Here is a 19892-nt window from a genome sequence, read left to right as displayed (position 1 = left end):
CGGCACATCACCCGCGAAAGAAATCTTTGCACACACAACTGCATCCGGACGTCCCATCTACGCAGGGGGAGCGCCATCATGCACATCGCAAGTCTGATATTGCCGATCTTCGCGATCATCCTGACGGGCTGGCTCGCCCGCGTAGGGGGCTATCTGCCGCACACGGTCGCCGGGCCGCTGATGCAGTTCGCCTATTACGTCGGGATGCCGGCGCTCGTCTTCCTGACCGTCGCCAAAGAGCCGCTTGAATCGCTTCTGGAGTGGCGCTTCCTCGCCGCGTTCGGCGCAGGCTCGCTGATCTGCTTCGCCACCGCGCTCATCGTCGCGCGCACTGTGCTGCACGCGAGTCTCGGGAAAAGTGCCATGCTCGGCGCGATCGTTTCGATGACGAACACGGGCTTCGTCGCGCTGCCCATCCTCAGAGCGCTGCAAGGTCAGCATGGCGTGCTCGCTGCAGCCGTCGCGACGGTGTTTGTCGGCGCAATCATGTTTCCCGCCCTCGTCGTGCTGCTCGAAGTCGATCAGCAGACCGGTTCGCGCAAGATACGCGGCGGCGCGCTCGCGAAGCAGATCGGCACGAACCCGGTGATTCTTGCCACGATCCTCGGCTTGCTGTGGTCGGTCGGCGGGCTCACGTTGCCCGCGCCCGCCGCCACCTACCTCGGTATCCTCGGCGAAGCGCTGACGCCATGCGCGCTGTTCGCCATCGGCCTCGACCTGTCGATCGACGAGCTGCGCGGCCATCTGAGCCGCTACGCGTTGCTCGCGGCACTCAAACTGATTGCAATGCCGCTCGTCGTGTATGGCCTTTGCGTCGCGGTCGGGCTGGACAGAACGACGACCCTTGCGGCCGTCATCTGCGCTGCCGTGCCCACGGCCAAGAGCGCCTACGTGCTTGCGGTCGAGTACGACGTCGAGAAGACATCGACGGGCGCCGCCATTTCGACGACGACGCTGTTTTCCATCGTGACGCTGCTGGCGTGGCTCTACTTACTTTAGGCGCCGCGACTATGCGGCCAGTGACTCGAGCGCCCGCGTGACCTGGCCGGCCGTTGCATAGCCCGAAGTGAGCCGGCCAATCTTCCCATCGACTTCAACGAACAATGACGGAAAGCCTTGCACGCCCAGGCGGCGCGTCAGAGCGAAATCGCGCTGCGCGGCATCGATAGCCTCGTCCGAACTGAACACTTCGAAGAACGCACTGGCCGTAACAGCGATGCCTTGCTCCGCGATCGCCTTCGCACCGATTTCCGAGAGCACATTGCCATCCGTCGTATCGAGCCCGTCGACGTAAAACGCGCGTTGAAACGCACGGAACACCTTCAGCAGATCGACGCCGGGCGCAACCATCCGCGCCGCCACGACAGCCCGGCAAACCGGCTCCGTATCGTAGACAAAGTCCTTGCGCGCCATCAGCGCTTCACGGTTGAACTCCGCGCCGCTCATCTGCTCGACGCGCGCCCAGTGTGTCAGCCTGAACTGTTTCGCTGCATCATCGAGCACCTGGGTCGATCCCGCCGCCATGCCGCCCACGACAACCTGCACTTCGAGATCCGGCATGCTTTGCGCGATCGCGCTCATTTCCTTGCCGAAGCCATAGCACCACGAGCACATCGGATCGCCGACAAATATCAGTTTCATACGCTGTTCCATCCTCATCTGATCAGGCGCGGCCCGGCGGGCCACGCGTATCAGTCGGCTACGCATCGCCGACGCACGGGCCGACTATACGTTCGACGCACGAAGACATGAACGGCGTACGACTCACATCACTCTTTACACGGTGTAAGTACGCGGGCTCAGAAAAACGAAATGTCGTACCCGAAGCGCGATGCGGCGCTCACGATATGCCGCCCCATGAGTTCGCGCGCAGCAGCGCCATCCTTGTCGATGAACGCCTGAATCAGCGTCTCGTGCTCCGCGCGCGCCGTATTGGGGATCTTGCCGAACATCGGCCCTTGCCTCGCGAAGTTCGCCGCGATCAGCGGACGCATTGGTTCGAGCACGATGCGGATCATTGCGGCGAGATAGTCGTTGCCCGAAGCAGCCGCCACCGCGCGATGGAAGTCGAGGTCCGCGTTGACGGTGTCCGATGTCGGCGCGCCTTCGTAGCGCATCCGTTCGACGGCTGCCTGAATCGGCTTGAGCCTGCGCGGCGTCATATGTACGGCTGCGAGTGCGGCGGCCTGGCTCTCCAGCACGGCCCGCACTTCGAACATGTTGCGGATCGTGTCGTCGCCTTCCAGCAGTTGTGAACTCACCGGCTGTAGCGGTTCGGACGGCTGGCGCGCCGCCGCGACGAACGCGCCGACTCCCTGGCGCGACTCGATCAGGCCTTGCGCGCGCAGGCTCGCAATCGCCTCCCGAACCACATTGCGGCTGACGCCGAAGTTCTCGGAAAGAAAGTGCTCGGTAGGCAGACGGTCGCCGGGCTTCAGCCGCCCGGACGCGATCTCGTCGCTCAGCGAGCGTGTGATGTGCTCCGCGAGATGGGGCCGCCGTTCGACGCGCCGCACGTTGAGTTCGCTCATGGTCGTGTAGGGGCTGTTGCTTGTCTTCTTATTCTACATCCTGACGCAAATGCAGCCCTTCCCCGTGTGCAGCGCTTTACCCATCAGCACGCGTAAAGCCCTGTCATCACGCCCTATGTTGCACGCCGCGCTCAAGTGATTTGCACAAAAGGAACAACCTGTTCACTTGAAGGACAACAGGATGTCTCATACCATGCAAAACATACGGCGGGCTTTCGTCGGTCCGCTACGCAACCCGAACGAGGTACGTCCAGATGAAAATTGCCAGCATCGAAACCATTCCCCTGCGCATTCCCTTTACGACGGGCGGACCGTCGGCGGGCGGCGTGTGGGGCCCCAAAGACCTGCAAGTGGTCGACTCGCTCGTCGTCAAGGTCACCACGGACGACGGCACCGTCGGCTGGGGCGAAACCTTCGGTTTCACGGCGATCCCCGCCGTGAAGCTCGTCATCGACGGCATGCTTGCGCCTGAGCTGATTGGCCGCGACGTCGCGCTGCGCGAGAAGTCGATGTTCGAGTTGCAGAAGAAATTCCACGTATTCGGCCGCAGCGGTGCGTTTATCTACGGCCTGTCGGCAATCGATATCGCGCTGTGGGACATCGCGGGCAAGGTCGCGAACCAGCCGGTTCATCAGCTTCTCGGTGGTGCCGAGGCGACGTCGCTGGCGTGTTACGCGAGCCTGATCCGTTACGCCGACCCGGAACTGGTCGCGCGCAACGTGCGGCGCGCGGTGGAAAGCGGCTACCGGCATCTGAAGCTCCATGAAGTCACCGTCGAAACCGTGCGCGCCGCGCGCGAAGCGGCGGGCCCCGACATAGAAATCACGCTCGACGTCAATTGCCCGTGGACGGTTCGCGAAGCGCTCGACATGACCGAGCAATTCCGCCCGTTCAATCTGCGGTGGATCGAAGAGCCCGTGTGGCCGCCCGAAAACTACGCGGGTCTCGCCACGGTGCGCAAGCAAGGCGGCATTCCTGTCGCGGCGGGCGAAAACGCGTCGACGCTGATGGACTTTCAGCATCTGCTCGAAGCCGGTTCCGTCGACTTCATTCAGCCCAGCCCCGCGAAGATGGGCGGCATCACGGAACTGCAAAAGGTCTTTGCACTGGCGAACGCGCACAACGTGACCGTCATGGTTCACACGTTCTACGACGGCCCCGGCCTGCTCGCGAGCGTGCACGCCAGCGCGGCGCTCGGCGGCCCGAAGTCGCTGATCGAATGGCGCTACTTCGATCTCGAAGCGCAGCTCTATGGCGACGCCATCATTCCGCGCAATGGCCGCATCGACGTGCCGCAAGGCCCCGGCCTCGGCATCGAGCCGAACCCCGATGTGATTCGCGACTATCGCATCAACCTTTAAACGAACACCGCTACGGCATCGCATAACAAAACTTGGAGTCAGGAGATGTTAGACAGGATTGTTGGACCACTTTTACCCGTTGCGTTTGTGATCGTGCTCGGCTTTATCGCCGGCAAGCGCAAACGTCTGAATCATTCGGACAGTCTGCTGATCAGCCGGCTCGTGCTCGGCTGGATTTTCCCGGCGTTGCTGCTGGTCGGCATGGCGAGCACGCCGCGCTCGCAGCTGTTCGACTTCAAACTGATTCTTGCGACGTTCATCGGCATCATGGGGATGTACACCATCGCGCTGCTGCTCGGCTGGTGGCGCTATCGCGAACTGAAGGCGGCGACGCTCAAAGGCTTCGTCAACGGCTATCCTGATGCCGCGTTCATGGGCATTCCAATCCTGCAGGCGATGTTCGGTCCCGGCAGCATTTATTCGGTGCTCATTCTCAATCTGATCGCAAGCCTCGTGATGATTCCGTTGACGACCATGCTGCTGACCGTCGCAAGCGGAGAAGGAAGCGGCACGCAGGCGTTTCTGGCGAGTATCAAGAGCGCGGTGCGCCGTCCGTTGATGTGGGCGCCGGCGCTTGGCATCGTCTGCTCGCTGCTGCAGATCAAGTTTCCGCCCGTGCTCGCCGAAGCCTTCAACCTGCTCGGCAAGGCAACGCCAGGCGTTTCTCTGCTTTGCCTCGGGCTGATCATGTCGTCGGTCAAGCTGAAGCTGTCGAGCGAAGTCTGGGCCAACCTCGGGCTCAAGCTGTTCATTCACCCTCTGTTGATGTTCGCAGCGACTGTCCTGCTCGGCGTGCATGGTCTCTACGCGCAACAGATGATCCTGCTTTGCGCACTGCCGTCAGCGACCATTCCCGCGATGTTCGCCAACGAGGCGGGCGCCTATCAGAGCGAAGCCGCGACGTCGATTCTCATCAGCACGGTGCTGTCGATCGTCACGTTCTCGGCGGCTATTTATCTCGTCGATGGTGGCCTCGCCGCTGCATAACGACAGGTAGCGAAGCGCCCGCTTCGCTACCACATCACATCACGCGCAATGCGATCAGTGCGGCAGCCGGTTCGCCACTTTGGCGACACCCGCAGCCGCACACACTTCATCCTTGTCCCCGCCTGGCGCCCCGCCGATTCCCAGCGCGCCCACCATCTCGCCGCCCGCCTTGAACGCCACAGCACCTGGCAGCGCGATCACGTTGTGAACCGTTGCGAGTTGCGGTGCGTAAGGACTCGTTTTGACCAGTTCGAAGAATCCGCTCGAACGGTCGAAGCCGAATTCCGGCCCAAGCGTGACGACCGTAAATGCTTTTCTGAAACTCGATTCGCCCGTGTGCACCGTCGCGTGATCGCCGCGTATGACGACTTGCGGCACACCGTCCATATCGACCACCGTCGCAGTCACCCAGTACTGCTTCTGTTCACACACTCGAATCGCTTCTTGCGCTGCCTCGACGGCAAGACCGGTCGGCAACGTGTAGTGATATCCGGGCTGAGGCTGCTGTTGCGCATGCACCGGCATACACGTGATCGACAGGCCGCAAAATAACGCGAACGACAAAGGGAATTTCATATCAACCTCCAACACGGATCAGAAGAACACAACGGAAGCGGCCGACGACCGTCGCGCAAGCGAGCACACCTCGGCTGCGCCGACTGCGAAGCCGCGCCCCGGTTCGTCGGCATCATCGAAAGCCTTGCGTTTCACACCAAGATTCTTGCGCTCAATGCAGCCGTCGAGCGGTCGCGCCTGAGCGCGCGCCCGTCAACTGTCCCTCCATGTGACGCATCGAATAGACACAGTCTCATTCTTTTCCAACCTCTTCAAATGCCTTTCAGGCTTTATTTCAACGGAGTGCAAACTTATATTGACCCGTTTACGGCATTTGTAGGCGTGAATTTTAAGAAAGATATAAAACTGTCTTTTGAACAGATGGAAATAGATGTTGGCACAACGAGCGCGAACAGCGTAAAGCGCGACGCGCCACGAATCAGTTCGAACTCGTCTGCCGTTGATCGATGCCAAGCGCCTCTGCTTTTCGAACGAGGTCGGGAAGCGAGCGCGATGCCATTTTCTTCATCACTTGCCCGCGATGAATCTTCACGGTGATTTCGCTCAGATGAAGCTCATAGGCAATCTGCTTGTTCAACATGCCGGCCACCACGAACTTCATCACCTCGCGCTCGCGTTGCGTCAGCGATTCATACGACTCTTGCAGCGTCGCCAATGCGTGTTCCGACTCGCGGCGCTCGGCGTCGCGCTTGAGCGCGTGAGCGATCGCGTCGAGCATGTCCTGATCGCGGAATGGCTTGGCGAAGAAATCCAGCGCGCCCGCCTTCATCGCCTTGACCGTCATCTCGATGTCGCCGTGCGCCGTGATGAACAGGATCGGCATGCGCACGCCGCAGCGATGCGCTTCCTGCTGGAACGCAAGACCGCTCTCGCCTCGCAATCGGACATCGAGAATCAGGCAACTGGGTGCGTCGTACTTGGGAAACGCGAGGAAATCCTTGGGTGACTCGAATGTCTCCACATGCAGACCCACCGAGCGCACCAGCCCATTCAATACAAACCGGATCGATTCATCGTCGTCGATGACATACACGACTGACGGCTTGCCTTCGCCATTTTTTGTGATCGAAGTCGAACTCGGTCCTGGGACCATTTCGCCTCCTTATTAACGAGTGAGGAATCTTTTTCGCAGACCGCGGATTGTCTGATGCAGATACAGCAACACACTACATTGTTGTCCCAAACGACGACGAGCGCAAAGCAAAGTCGCGCGTGGATTGCTGTGTGAAAGGCTAAAGTGAGGCGGGCGTCAAACAAGAGACGATTGGATGCTATCGCGTTGCGCGCGGCGATTGCAGCAGCAACGGCACGCAACGCTAAACCTATATTTCGCTTATTGGTTTTTGGCTGCAAGAAATCCACGTATCAGCTCGGCAATTTCATCGGGCTTTTCGTCGAGTGCGAAATGTCCGGCATCCAGAACGTGAATCTCGGCCTTTGGAAGATCGCGCCGATATGCGTCCGTTTCTGCCGGCAGGAACGACGGATCGTAACGGCCCCACACGACGAGCGTTCTCGGCTGCGTCTTTTGCAGCCACGCTTGCCAGCGCGGATAGGACGCTACATTGGTTCGATAGTCGTAGAAGAGATCGCTTTGAATTTCTCGCTGTCCGGGCCGGCTGAGGAACGCGTATTCATCCGTCCATAGATCGGGATCGTACGACTCGACGTTCGGACTGGTGCCGATGTGGCGCTGCTTCGCCGCCTGCAATGACATCAGGTTTTGCTCGACGGCTGCCTGGTTCGCCTGACGGTCGGCCCAGAACGCGCGGCGAGTCTTCCATAGCGGGCCAAGCCCGTCTTCATGCGCGACGGCATTCTGGATGATCAGCGCGTTCACGCGTTCGGGGTGCGCCATCGCAACGCGAAATCCAACCGGTCCGCCGTAGTCCTGCATATAGATCACATACGACTTGAGTCCGAGCGTCTCGACGAATCGGTTCGTCACAGCCGCGATATGGTCGAACGTGTATGAAAAGCTAGTGGGCGCGGGCGCATCGCTATGCCCGAAGCCGGGAAAGTCGGGCGCGACCAGATGATACCGATCGCCAAGTCGTTTCAACAACGGCTCGAACATGCGTGACGAAGAAGGAAAGCCGTGCAGGAGAAGAACGGTGGGCGCATCGCGTGGACCTGCCTCGCGATAAAAGATAGACACGCCATCCACGTTTGCGACCCGGTACGACACGCGGCTGTCGTGCCATGTCTGGCCCGAGGCCGGCGCACTGCTGATCGCGGCCGTCAGCAATATGCCGAACAACGAGCGGATTCGAACCTTTCCCATCATGAGCGGCTCCAGGTTGAATGTAGCGAGGGCTTCAAAAAGCAAACACGAGATCAAGGCAGCGGCCCAGCCTCGGACCGCGCGACATCGAGAAACGCACGCATGGCGTTCGACAGATAAGCGTCGCGCCGCCGAACGAAGAGCGTCTCCATGCGCGCCGTGTCAGACTGAAGCGCGTGGACCGCGACGTGATTCTTCTGCTCCGCGTTCGACACGAGCCCTCGCGGCAACAACGTAATGCCGATGCCCGCCGCGACGCACGAGAGGATCGCGTCGATCGAGCCGAATGCGAGCGCCGCGACCGACAGTATTCCCATTTCGGCGAGCAGCAAATCGAGCCGCTCGCGATACGAGCAGCCCTGACTGAATACGATCGTCTTCAGATTTCCAACGCTTCCCACTTCGTTCAACGAGCGCATCGCCGCCGGTGTCACGAGCACGAGCTCTTCGCGGAAGACCGTCTCGACATCGAGGCCGGGATCGTCTTGCGGACCTGCAACGAATGCGCCATCCAGACGGCACTCGGCTACAGCGTCGGTCAGCCCATCGCTCGTGCCTGTCGTCAACGACAATCCGACTTGCGGATACAGGCTCGCGAAGTGGCTCAACGCACGGCTTAGCTGCAGTGCACCCGTGGTCCATAACGCGCCAATTGCGAGCGCGCCGCACGGCGGACCATCGTCGAGTGCGGCAAGGCGCGCGTCCGCGACCAGCCGGGCCGCTCGCGCCGCGTAGGGCAGCATCCGCTGCCCGGCCGGCGTCATCCTCACGCCGCGCACATGCCGCTCGAACAGCGCGACGCCCACCTCGCCTTCGAGGGACCGGATTCGTCCCGTGACATTCGACTGCACCGTATGCAACTCCAGCGCTGCGCGGCTCATGCTTCCGAGGCGAGCGACAGCGTCGAATACCTTCAGATCCGCCACGTCCATGATGTGCACCCCGATGAATCGCCATCGAGCGTAAGGGCTCGCGTCGACGTCTTTCGTGTTAGCTCACGTCCCCGATCCAACAGGAATAGCCTAACGAGGGCGCAACGGGCGCACCAGCCTACTATTGCTTGCACTTTGACCCACCATCGCATGACGTGCTCATACCGTCGTATGTAGCGGTCAGGCACGATCCGCGCATGGGTCGTGCATCCGATGCTCAGCTAGCGGCATCGCCGGATGGAAGCGTGAAATGGAAGCGCGCGCCGCCGTGCACCGAACCGTTATCGGCGGCGATACGCCCGCCGTGCGCTTCGATGATCGTGCGGCAGATCGGCAAGCCCATTCCCATGCCGTTTTCCTTGGTCGTGTAAAAGCTCTGGAACAGCCGGTTGAGGTCCTCCGGCGCGATGCCGGGTCCGCTGTCTTCCGTCGCGCAGTAGACGGTCGCGTCCTCGCGCGTCGCCGTGCGGATCGTGATCTTGCGCTCGGAGCTGCCCGCCTGCTCCATCGCCTGCATCGAGTTGACGAGCAGATTGACGACTACCTGCTGCAACTGAATGCGATCGGCGAATACCATCGGCAGGACGGCGGCACGCTGGCGCAACACGATGACGCCGCGCGACTGCACTTCATGCTGCAGAAAAATGAGGGCTTCGTCGATCAGTTCGTCGAGTTGCGCGACCGCGCGCTTCGGCCCGCGCCGAAGCGCCATGCCCCGGATGCGATCGACGATGTCCACCGCGCGCCGCGCATCGGCGCCGATCCGCACGTTGATCTGCCGCGCCTCCGCGACGTCGGGCACGGCACGATCGAGCCAGCGGTTGCCGATCGCGCTGTTCATCGCGATAGCGGAAAGCGGCTGGTTCAATTCGTGAGCGACGGAAGCTGTCAACTCGCCCAGCATCGAAATGCGCGCGGCGTGCGCGAAGTCGGCCTGGAGCCGTTGCAGCATGTCCTGCGCGCGCACGCGCTCGGTCAGATCGACGAGACTGATGAGCGCGATGCCCAGATCTTCGGCCGAACTCGGACGCGCGATCGTAAAGAGAACGTCGATAACCCGCCCGTCCAGCGTGGGCAGCTTGGTCGTTTCCTGAAAAATCGCCTTGCCGCCATAGCGGCTTTCGAGCGCCCGCCGAAACGTTCCGGGGCTTTCCCGCCAGACCCACGGCAGCGGACCGAGCAACGCGCTCCTGTCCTTCGCGCCGAACATCTGTGCCGCGTGGTGATTGACCTCTTCGACGATCAGCATTTCCATCGCACGATCCAGCCAGCCCGGATGGTCGTCGATATACGTGGACAGATCGTCGACGCCTTGCGCGCGCAGCTCCGTGAGCAGCGCCATCAAGGGCTGCGCCTCGATCTGCCAGAGTCCCACGGGCATGTCGAAGAACAGGCTGCGATAACGATGCTCGCTGCGTTCGAGCGCCGCATGCGCCCGCTTGCGCACTGTGATGTCCTTTAGCGCGCCGAGCACGCGCAAGCTGCTCTCCGCGTCGACCACGACGCGCGCCACCACTTGCAGATACCGGATCGACCCGTCGGGCATCAGCAGCCGGTGTTCGACGTCGAACGGCTGGCGGTCGTGCGTCGCGCGGTCGAAGGCGAGGCGCACGAACGTGATGTCGTCGGGATGCACGCGGCCAAACATCATGTCGACGGTCGGCGTCGCGGCGGCGTCGAAGCCGAAGATCCGGAAGCTCTCTTTCGACCAGATCAGCTCGCCGCTCGACACATGCCAGTCAAAGCTGCCCGTGTGGCTCAGCTGTTGCGCGTCGGCCAGCAGCGCTTCCGCATCCTGCAGATCGGCATAGAGACGCGCCGTTTCGAGCGACAGCGCGGCCTGCGACGCCAGCAGCCGCAGCATCGCCGTGCGAGCGGGCGTGAATGCGTCGGAGGTCAGGTTGTTTTCGAGGTAGAGCACGCCGATCAGCCTCGTCTGCTTGACGAGCGGCAGGCACAGAATCGAGCGGCAGTCATGACGGCGCACGTACTCGTCCGACGAAAACGGACTGCGCGCCGATGCATCGTCGAGCAGCACGCTGTCTCCCGTGCGGATCACGTAGCGCAGCACCGATTCGGGAAGCTCGCTGCCCGTCGCGCGAATTTTCGGCAGGCGCACGTCCACGCCGTCATGCACCGTCAAGGCTTCCGCTTCGATTCGCAACTCGTTGCCGCGCTTGAAGATCAACAGGCCGCGATTCGCGCCCGCGTGCTCGAGTGCGAGCACCATCAGCGTGTGGATCAGCTCGTTCAGGTCGATGCCGCTGAAGATCGCGCGCGACACGTTGACCACGGTCGCGAGATCCAGTTGTTCGTTCGACGTCGCGATCGTGCCTTCGAGACTCGCCGGGTCATGCCGCAACTGAGCGTACGTTCGTGCCAGTTGATGAACCTTGCCTTTCGCGCCCCAGCGTTCGTAGCAGGAACGCGCATTGAACAGATAGGTGTCGGCGATGGTTTCGAGGCCGCGCGCCGCATGAAACTGCGCGGCCAGTTCATGGGCGAGCGCCTGATACTGGATGAAGCCGTGCTCCCGCGCCGCGCGTATCGCTTCCTCGTAGAAATGCATCGCATCGGAATCGCGCCCTTCGATGCGCGCAATTTCCGCGGCGAGCAGCGCATGACGGTGACGGAAATTCTCGGGACAGTGCGTGGTCCACGATTCGAACTTCGCCAGTTTTTCCGCGAGCCGGTCGCGCCACGCGTGTTGCTCGTCCGCGCTGGCAGCGGGATAACGCGCCGCCAGTGTCAGTGCGTCGAAGAAGTGAAACGTCGGCTCGATGGGCAGCGCCATCGCTGCGCCCAGCATCGGCGCCGCTTCGCTCGCGGCCTTCGACGCATCGTCGTAGCGGCCGTCGTGAAACGCGAGAATCAGCTTCATGATGTGATAGAAGACGATCCCGCAGCCAAAATTCGCTTTCTCGATCGCGCTGAAACAGGCTGCGTCGTCGAAGATCGCGTCGCCCAGCTTGAGCGGGTCAGTCGTGACGCCGCGCAGGCTGGCGACGAATTGCTGTTCAAGCCGGATCGTTTCGAGCACGGCGTCGTTGTGACTTTGCCGCGCGAACGCGGCGTGCTTCTCCGACAGCGGTTGAACCTCGTCGAGCACGGCGCCTTTCTCGATGGTTTGCCATACCGTCGTGAATGCGAGGTATCCGGCGAACACCAGGTCGCCCACTTCGAGGCACGCGACGCTCGCGCGCTCCAGGATCGGCAGATCGGTCACGATATGCCTCCGCCAGAAGTTGATATGGTTGCCATGCAGGTGCAACAGCTTTCCGTAGAAGCGCCGGTTGTCGAACTTCTCGTTCAGGCGTAGCGACATGTCGGAAAACTGCACGGCAGAGGGAATGTCGCCGATGCTCGACACCAGCATCAGCGCGTAATTGCCGTACGCAAAACTCGAGTTGTCGGTATTGCCGCGCTGCAGCGACAGGATGACGGCCTTGAGCGTGATGAGCGGATAGTACGCAGGCCGTGCGATAAAGGCGCACGGCATCGCTTCGACCAGAAGATCGACCACCGCGCGTATGGCCGGGTCTTGCGCGACGGGCGCATCGACGAGTTCGCTGATCGCCCGTCCCGCGAGATACGACGGAATCTGCCGCAACGCGTCAGCGACGGCGGGCGCGACATCGTGCTCGGCGTCGGGAAGCAGCACGCCGAAATCGCGCAGCGCAAGCCGCGCGACAGCGAAGCTCTCGTCGAATCGCCCGGCCACCTGGTAGGCCGACATGCGCAGGCCGAAGACCTTCGCGCGATCCAGATTCGAGCGCGCGCGTTCCAGCAGCATGTCGAACAGCGCATCGGCATCGCTGAAATCGCCGGCGAGGTATTCGCATTCGGAGTAGGCCAGATACAAATCGAACGTGCTTTCGTAGCGTTGCGCCCAGGCATCTTGCGATAGCAGCGCGACGCCTTGCGCCAGATAGCGTCGCGCTGATGCATACGCGGTCGATCGCATCGCGCGCCTGCCCGCAATCAGGTTCAGCGCGACAGTGCGCTCGCGCTCTTCGCCCGTCTCGATCAACGCGGCGCCGCGATTGAGCTGATTGACGATATCGAAGATCGATTCTTCGAGCGCTTCGGGCGCCGTCCGCGACGCGAGCGCCCGGCCGATCCGCACATGCGTCGCCGCGCGCTTCTCTATCGGAATGAGCGCGTAGGCCGCCTCCTGCACGCGGTCGTGCGCGAACACGTAAGAGCCGTCAAGACGAAAGATGAGGCCCGCTCGCACGGCCAGCCATAGCTTGGCGTGTATCGACGCCTCCGGCTCGCCGTGCACGTGCGTCAGCGTCGCAAAGTCAGCGGCGTTGCCGAGGCTCGCAAGCTGCCCTAATGCTTCGCGTGTCGCATCGGGCAGACGCGTCAGCTTTGCCGCCATCAGGTCCGCGACGTTCTCGGTGAAGCCCTTCGCGCGGATACGCGGCAAGTCCCAGGTCCAACGCGAAGCGTCGTGGTCGAAGGCAAGCAGCGATTCGTCGGCTAGCGTGGTCAGGAACTGGATCGCGAAGAACGGATTGCCGCCCGTCTTCTCGTGCACCAGTTGCGCGAGCGGGTCCGCCATCGCACCCGGGCAGTGCAACGCATCGGCGACGAGCTGCGCGACGCTGTCGGGCGCGAGCGGCGCAAGCTCGATCCGATGGACGTTGCCGCCAGCACGAGCGATCGCACCAAGCGTGCGCGCAAGCGGGTGCGCCGCGTCGACTTCGTTGTCGCGATAGGCGCCGACCAGCAGCACGTGCTTCACATCCGGGTGCGTGACGAGATGTTCGAGCAGATCGAGGGTCGCAGTATCGAGCCATTGCAGATCGTCGATAAAGAGCGCGAGCGGATGCTCGGGCCGCGCGAACACACCGAGAAAGCGGCGAAACACGATCTGAAAGCGGTTCTGCGTCTCTTGCGGCGGTAGCGCCGGAACGGGCGGCTGCTCGCCGATGATGAGCGCGAGCTCCGGGATCAGATTGACGATCACCTGGCCGTTCGGCGCGAGCGCATCCAGCAGCGCGCGCCGCCACGGTTCGATCTCCGCGTCGCTCTTGCTCAGCAGATCGCGCACGAGCGACTGAAAGGCCTGTGCGAGCGGCACATACGGAATATCCCGCTTGTACTGATCGAACTTGCCGGACGCGAACAGACCGCGCGGCGGCACCAGGACCTTGTGCAATTCGTTGACGACCGACGACTTGCCGATGCCGGAATAGCCGGAGATCAGCACGAGCCCGCTCGGGCCGCCCGCGACGATCCCGTTGAACGCCGCCACGATCTCGTCGATCTGCGCCTCGCGCCCATACAGCGTTTCGGGGATCAGCAGCCGGTCGGACGCGTCGCGCGTGCCGAGCGCGAACGGCGCGATCTCCTCGTCCGTTTCGCAAGCGGCGAGGCACGCACGAAGATCCGCCTCGACGCCAGCCGCCGTTTGATAGCGGTTTTCCGCCGTCTTCGCGAGCAGCTTGAGCACGATCTGCGCGACAGGCGCCGGAAGGTCGCTCACGCGCTCTTCCGGCGGCACAGGCCTGCGTGCGATATGGCAATGAATCCACTCCATCGCATCGGCAGCCGCGAAAGGCAGCGCGCCCGTGAGCATCTCGTAGAGCGTGACGCCGAGCGAGTACAGGTCGCTGCGTGCATCGATCGAGCGGTTCATGCGGCCCGTCTGCTCCGGCGCCATGTAGGCAAACGTGCCCGCGATGATTTCAGGCGAGGCTGGCGGCTGATGCTCGAGCAGCAGTTGCGACGCTATGCCGAAGCCGGTGAGCCGAACGCTGTCGTCGCCGTCGACGAGCACGTTTGCAGGCTTGATGTCCTTGTGAATGAGGCCGCGTCCATGCACCTGGCCGATTGCATGCGCGAGATTGGCGGCGATGCGCAGGCATCGCGCGAGTTCGAGCGGCTGGCCGAGCAGGCGCACCAGCGGGTCGCCGCCGTCGTCGTCGAGAAGGAGCATCGGCGGCACTCTGCCGAGATCGAGCGCGACCGGCTGCGCGGCCCAGCGTGTATCGAGCAGCGAGGCCAGTTCGTATTCGTGTTCGAGGCGCGTGACGCTTTGCGATGCCGGGCGCGTGGCGATCTGCGCGAGCAGCGAGACAGGGGTGTCGGGCCGTGAGGCGCGACACAACGATAGATCGCCGTCGTCGTGGAGCAGCTCCAGCTGAAACCCAGTGAAGTCCATGACGAAGCCCCCGGTTTCGCCTCACGTAACGAATCGGGAATAGCCTAACATGCAAGAATGCGATCGCGCCCCGAAGGGCCGCGTTGCTGGAAACGACGGTTGCGGCCACAACGGGCGCGCGCAACCGTCGTCGGAGAAACGCGTTGTCTTGCGGGATTAGCGCCCCAGCGTGCCCGTGTAATAGCCGAGCCGCGCTTCCACATCGTGGTTCTTCTGCAGCCCGAGCTGCATCAGTTGCGCGATCCGTTCCTGCGCCTGCGGACGGCCAACCGACGCGATGAAAGCGTCCCATTCGGGCGCGACGTCCTTGTCTGGCGGCAAGGTCACGGCATTCACCTGACGCTTGATCGCGACGAGCGCCTCTCTATCGAACGACGCGATTCTCGATGCTAGCCCGTCCACGAATGCGTCGAGTTCGCTGTCCGCGAATGCACGGTTCACGTAGCCATAGCGCTCCGCCAGTTCGCCGTCGATATCGTTGCCGCTCAACAGCACTTCCAGCGCGCGCCCGCGCCCGATCAGACGCGACAGGCGATTCATCGGCCCGCCGCCCGGCACCAGTGCGGCGCCGACTTCCCACTGCGAAAGCAGCGCTTTTTCGCGGCTTGCAAAGCGCATGTCGCTGGCGAGCGCCAGTTCGCTGCCGACGCCCGTCGCGCGCCCTCTGATCGACGCGATCGATACGACGGGCGCCCGTCCCAGCCGCGAGAGCATATCCGGCAACGGCGGCATACCTGTCGGCCCCGGCGGCATGCTCGTGGTCTCCTGCAACGGGGGAACGAAGTCGTAATGCGTGAGGAAGAAATCCGGCACCGCGCTTTCGAACACCACCACCTTGACTTCGGGATCGGTTTCGAGCGCCGTCACGACGGCATTCAACTGCGGCATCGAGTCCGGTCCGAAGATGTTGAAAGGCGGGTTGTCGATGATCACGCGCCAGTAGGCCTGGCTGCGACGTTCAATCCGAAACTGCTGATTCGAACTGTCGTTGGTCATATCAATCTCCATCCTTCAGGCTGAAGCGGCCCTTCTTTCGGGGCAGCCAGGTTCAAGGGCGAAACGCGCGTTATTTCGAATGCAGCTGATCGAGCACTTTGAGCAGATCGCGCGCACCGGCCGTGGACGAAGCGGGATTCTGCCCCGTGATGAGGCGGCCATCGATAATCGAGAAGCTCTGCCAGTCGTCGACCTTCTCGAACAATCCGCCCAGCCGCTTCAGTTCGTCTTCGACGAGAAACGGCACGACCTTCGTGAGTTGCACGGCTTCTTCTTCCGAATTGGTGAACCCGGTCACGCGCTTGCCCTTGACGAGCGGCTCACCATTCACCTTCACATGTCGTAGCACGCCCGGCGCATGACACACGAGCGCGACGGGCTTGCCGGCGTTGTAGAAGTTCTCGATCAGCGCAACGGATAGCGGGTCTTCCGCCAGATCCCACATCGGGCCGTGTCCGCCCGGATAGAACACCGCGTCGTAGTCGTCCGCTTTGACCGTGCTGAGTTTCACCGTGTTGGCGAGCACCTTTTGCGCGGCGGGATCGTTCTTGAAACGCTCTGTCAGCTCTGTTTTGCCTTCTGGCGTGTCGCTCTTCGGATCGAGCGGCGGCTGTCCACCCTTAGGTGAGCTGACGGTTATCGTCACGCCAGCATCGAGAAACGTGAAATAGGGAGCCGCGAATTCCTCTAACCAGAAACCTGTCTTCTTCCCGGTGTTACCGAGTTGATCATGGGACGTCAACACCATCAGGATTTTCATTGTCGCACTCGCATGATGAAAGAATGATGTAGCTACCGATTGAACGGGGCGATCCACGTAAAGTGGCAAGTGCAATATAGCCCTTGCCGGTAGCGCCGACAAACGAAGGGCCGTGCGCTAATACCAAAGTATAGGTGTCGATACGTATGTGCTATCGACTCGATGGACCACTTGCGGTTTCATCATTCCAGGTGCCGCATCCACCCCGCCGACAGACCGTTCGCCTTTGCGACCCTCCCGCTTTCCAAACTGATGCGGATCATTCGAGAAGCAGTTGTCTACTCGTGAGAAACGAACATGAAGGCCAGTAGCATCGACGTCAATCTGTCGACCCGGGAAATCCAGGTACGTGGGACAGCCATCCCGTTGGGCAGCCGCGCATTCGATATTCTTACCGTGCTGATGGCAGCGCACGGCCAGGTCGTGTCGCTCGAAGATATTCTTCGTAAGGTGTGGCCCGACACGGTCGTCGAGGAGTCGAACATACGCGTGCACGTTTGCGCTTTGCGCAAGGCATTGGGCGAAGACCGGCGCCTGATTCAGAACATACCGGGACGCGGCTACCGGTTGACGCCTAAATGGGACATGCCGGCTGCGAGGGCCGGCATGTCGATGGCGGGCGAAGAGCGATAGTTGGTCATTTCCGCCAGCGTGACCGCGACAGGCGCGGCACTATCCGAACTGGTTGCATCTGCAAGCGAACTGCGTTGCGGCGCAGTTCGTGCAGCGGCCAGAGCGCTAAAGCGTCAGAACGATTCGCCGGCCATTTCTTCCGTCTTGCGCCATAACGCCTCGGCATTCGCAGCGTCGAGCGCGTATTGGCGTACGCCTTCGCTGACGGGCGTAATGACGACGTCGTCGGCGACGACTTCGCTCACGTGGCAGTTCTCGCAGTATCGGCCGCCGACCTCATCCGCCGATGCAACCACGGCCGCCCACACCGAAGTCGCGGCGCCCTGCGGAACGGTCTTGAACTGGAACGGCGCCTTTCCTTCGGACGCAAGCTGACTGTTGATTGTTTCCAGCAGCCCGGCCATTTGCCCTTCGTCCATGTGACGGGCGAGTTCCGTCTGAATGCCGCCCGGATGGACCGCTGCCGCGCGCACGCCGCGTGCCTGATGCCGCTGGTCGAAGGCGACCGCGAACAGGATGTTCGCCGTTTTCGCGCGTCCGTACGCAACGAAGGGATCGTAGGGCGTGCGTTCGAAGTTCGGATCGTCGAGATCGACGTTCGCGAAACGGTGCCCCGACGATGCCAGTATGACCACGCGCCCACCCGATCGCAAAAGCGGAGCGAGGCGATTCACGAGCACGAAGTGGCCGATATGGTTCGTGCCGAACTGGGTTTCGAATCCATCCGCTGTTTTGCCGAAGGGCGTCGCCATCACGCCCGCATTCGCGATGATCACGTCGAACCGTTTGCCTTCGTCCAGCAGTTTGTCAGTGCATGCGCGCACGCTCTCAAGACTCGCGAGATCGAGCGAGACCAGATCGATGCTGCCTTCACCCGAGGCCGCGTCGCTGCGCGCTGCGGCGATTGCGCCCGCCGCCTTGTCGAGGTCGCGCGCAGCGCCAACGACGTTCGCGCCATGCGCGGCCAGCGAACGCGCCGTCTCCACGCCGAGTCCGGCAGACACGCCCGTGACGAGAATCCGCTTGCCGCGTAGATCGATGCCCGCAAGCACGTCGTCTGTCGTCGATGTCGCACCCAATTTTTCAGCCATTTCCGCCTCTCTGTTCGCAGTAAGGTTGACGTTTTGCGTCATGAGGGATAAAACGGAGTCCCTCTCCGTTTTTACAGGATAAGCGGAGACAGTCTCCGCTTGCAAGCACTAAAAGGTACGACAAAGGGTTAAATGAATCACTCGACGCCAAAGGAACGGAAGCCGCGCGCCGATGCGCTGCGTAATCGCGAGCGTATTCTCGAAGAGGCGAAGAAGGCGTTCACGCGCGAAGGCGCCGATATCAGTCTCGAAGACCTCGCCCGTCAGGCGGGCGTCGGGCCTGGCACGCTGTACCGGCACTTTCCTACCCGCGACGCGCTACTGGAGAGCGTCTACCGCGCCGAGGTCGAGAAGCTCGCGAAAGAAGAGCGCAGGCTGAGCGAGACGATGCCGCCCATCGATGCGCTGAAAGCGTGGATGCTGCTGTTCGTCGACTACATTGCGACGAAGAAGATCATCGCGCCCGCGCTGAATTCGCTGGTGGGCGGCCCGTCGAAAGTGTTCGAATCGTCGGGCGCGCAGATCGTGGACGCGATTCATTCGCTCGTCACGCGCGCGATAGAAAGCGGCGATATTCGCGCCGATCTCGATCCGCTCGACCTGTTTCGCGCGCTCGTCGGGGTGTCGAACGTCGCGTCGGCGCCGGACTGGCAACAAAGCGCGCGTAGGCTGGTGGATATCCTGCTGATCGGGTCGCGGCCGGGCGCGTGAGTCGCGCCTGGCGCAAATGACGTCGAAAATGTCATTTGCGGCAATAGCTCGAACGCGGTTTTCTGATTACATTGGTCCTGTCCGAACTCGGACGACATCCGATCAATCTTTGCAGCTGGAGCAACCATGAGCAGCACAGCGCCTCGTTCGACAACAGCCAACCTCGACCGCCCGATCTGGACGGCGCTCACGACGCGCCAGGCGCATCTCGGACTAGGCGATGCACTCGCGCGCCGCTATCACCCTGACGTGGCGCCTTTCGCGGCATTGTCGTCGGACACGCCCGCCGCTTTTGAGTCGCTGCGTCAGCTTCTGCAACCCAACGAACAGGTTGCGCTGCTGTCGCTGGAGCCTCTCGCTGGAATCGAAACGCTTCAGGTCGTTCATGCCGGCACGATCCATCAGATGGTCGCTGCGGGTGACGCAGCCGAAACCGCAGACGATCTGGACGTGATCCGTCTGGCCAACGTCGACGCGAAAGAGATGCTCGACCTCGCGCAAAAAACCAAACCGGGTCCGTTCGGGACACGAACTCACGAGATGGGCCATTACATCGGCGTTCGCGATCAGGGGCGGCTGGTTGCGATGGCGGGCGAACGGATGTGCCTCGACGGATATGTCGAAATCAGCGCCGTCTGCGTGGATGACGACTGGCGCGGCAAAGGCCTCGCAGGCCGGCTGATCAACATCTTGCGCAGAGAAATCACGCAGCGCGGAGAGACACCTTTTCTACACGTGTTCAGTCACAACACGACAGCGATCCGCCTGTATGAAAAGCTCGGCTTCGAGTTGCGCCGCGAGTTCGTTCTCAACCGGATCGGCCATGCGATGCAGGCGTGAATACCGCTCGTCACATTT

General features: G+C 62.0%; 16 protein-coding genes. 6 read left to right on the top strand and 10 right to left on the bottom strand.

Translation table 11 applies throughout. The features are described from left to right. Nucleotides 1-78: 78 nt before the first annotated feature. The gene (locus C2L64_RS34730) at nt 79-999 is read left to right on the top strand and encodes an AEC family transporter (protein WP_007584566.1); all 921 of its coding nucleotides are present in this window, start codon (nt 79-81) and stop codon (nt 997-999) included. Nucleotides 1000-1008: 9 nt separating this feature from the next. On the opposite strand, the gene C2L64_RS34725 is transcribed toward C2L64_RS34730, so the two are convergent. Beyond that, nucleotides 1009-1641, bottom strand: a complete 633-nt coding sequence (locus C2L64_RS34725; protein ID WP_007584564.1) for a DsbA family protein — start codon at nt 1639-1641, stop codon at nt 1009-1011. A 158-nt stretch (nt 1642-1799) separates the two neighbouring features. Further along, the gene (locus C2L64_RS34720) at nt 1800-2531 is read right to left on the bottom strand and encodes a FadR/GntR family transcriptional regulator (protein ID WP_007584563.1); all 732 of its coding nucleotides are present in this window, start codon (nt 2529-2531) and stop codon (nt 1800-1802) included. Between the two features lie 254 nt (nt 2532-2785). Between C2L64_RS34720 and C2L64_RS34715 the strand changes: the two genes are divergently transcribed. After that, complete coding sequence (locus tag C2L64_RS34715) at nt 2786-3892, top strand: mandelate racemase/muconate lactonizing enzyme family protein (protein ID WP_007584561.1); 1107 nt, start codon at nt 2786-2788, stop codon at nt 3890-3892. A gap of 45 nt (nt 3893-3937) precedes the next feature. Further along, entirely contained in the window at nt 3938-4879 is a 942-nt protein-coding gene (locus tag C2L64_RS34710) for an AEC family transporter (protein WP_007733848.1), read from the top strand. A gap of 54 nt (nt 4880-4933) precedes the next feature. Here the strand turns inward: C2L64_RS34710 and C2L64_RS34705 are convergent, their stop codons facing one another. From C2L64_RS34705 to C2L64_RS34675, 7 genes are all read right to left on the bottom strand, one after another. Then, nucleotides 4934-5455 (bottom strand): GlcG/HbpS family heme-binding protein, encoded by a 522-nt coding sequence (locus C2L64_RS34705; RefSeq protein ID WP_007584557.1) that lies wholly within the window; start codon nt 5453-5455, stop codon nt 4934-4936. Between the two features lie 418 nt (nt 5456-5873). Next, nucleotides 5874-6548, bottom strand: a complete 675-nt coding sequence (locus C2L64_RS34700) for a response regulator transcription factor (protein WP_007584554.1) — start codon at nt 6546-6548, stop codon at nt 5874-5876. A gap of 240 nt (nt 6549-6788) precedes the next feature. Next, on the bottom strand, nt 6789-7742 hold the full coding sequence (locus tag C2L64_RS34695) for an alpha/beta fold hydrolase (RefSeq protein WP_007584553.1): 954 nt from the start codon (nt 7740-7742) through the stop codon (nt 6789-6791). 50 nt (nt 7743-7792) lie between these two features. Next, nucleotides 7793-8671, bottom strand: a complete 879-nt coding sequence (locus C2L64_RS34690; RefSeq protein WP_007584551.1) for a LysR substrate-binding domain-containing protein — start codon at nt 8669-8671, stop codon at nt 7793-7795. Nucleotides 8672-8888: 217 nt separating this feature from the next. Next, on the bottom strand, nt 8889-14843 hold the full coding sequence (locus tag C2L64_RS34685) for an ATP-binding sensor histidine kinase (RefSeq protein WP_007584550.1): 5955 nt from the start codon (nt 14841-14843) through the stop codon (nt 8889-8891). Between the two features lie 156 nt (nt 14844-14999). Further along, a complete protein-coding gene (locus tag C2L64_RS34680) occupies nt 15000-15839 on the bottom strand; it encodes an enoyl-CoA hydratase/isomerase family protein (protein ID WP_007584548.1) in 840 nt (279 codons plus the stop codon). A gap of 70 nt (nt 15840-15909) precedes the next feature. Beyond that, entirely contained in the window at nt 15910-16599 is a 690-nt protein-coding gene (locus tag C2L64_RS34675) for a type 1 glutamine amidotransferase domain-containing protein (RefSeq protein ID WP_039900827.1), read from the bottom strand. A 297-nt stretch (nt 16600-16896) separates the two neighbouring features. Between C2L64_RS34675 and C2L64_RS34670 the strand changes: the two genes are divergently transcribed. Beyond that, entirely contained in the window at nt 16897-17232 is a 336-nt protein-coding gene (locus C2L64_RS34670) for a winged helix-turn-helix domain-containing protein (RefSeq protein ID WP_007584546.1), read from the top strand. 113 nt (nt 17233-17345) lie between these two features. Here C2L64_RS34670 and C2L64_RS34665 read toward each other — a convergent pair whose 3' ends face one another. Next, nucleotides 17346-18323, bottom strand: coding sequence for an SDR family NAD(P)-dependent oxidoreductase (locus C2L64_RS34665; RefSeq protein ID WP_007584545.1), 978 nt, complete (start codon nt 18321-18323; stop codon nt 17346-17348). A 132-nt stretch (nt 18324-18455) separates the two neighbouring features. On the opposite strand from C2L64_RS34665, the gene C2L64_RS34660 reads away from it, so the two are divergent. After that, complete coding sequence (locus C2L64_RS34660; RefSeq protein WP_007584544.1) at nt 18456-19034, top strand: TetR/AcrR family transcriptional regulator; 579 nt, start codon at nt 18456-18458, stop codon at nt 19032-19034. Nucleotides 19035-19160: 126 nt separating this feature from the next. After that, nucleotides 19161-19874 (top strand): GNAT family N-acetyltransferase, encoded by a 714-nt coding sequence (locus C2L64_RS34655; RefSeq protein WP_007584543.1) that lies wholly within the window; start codon nt 19161-19163, stop codon nt 19872-19874. The last annotated feature ends 18 nt before the right edge of the window (nt 19875-19892 follow it).

This window comes from Paraburkholderia hospita (assembly GCF_002902965.1).
Taxonomy (GTDB): domain Bacteria; phylum Pseudomonadota; class Gammaproteobacteria; order Burkholderiales; family Burkholderiaceae; genus Paraburkholderia; species Paraburkholderia hospita.
This window is presented reverse-complemented; position numbering and strand designations above follow the sequence as displayed.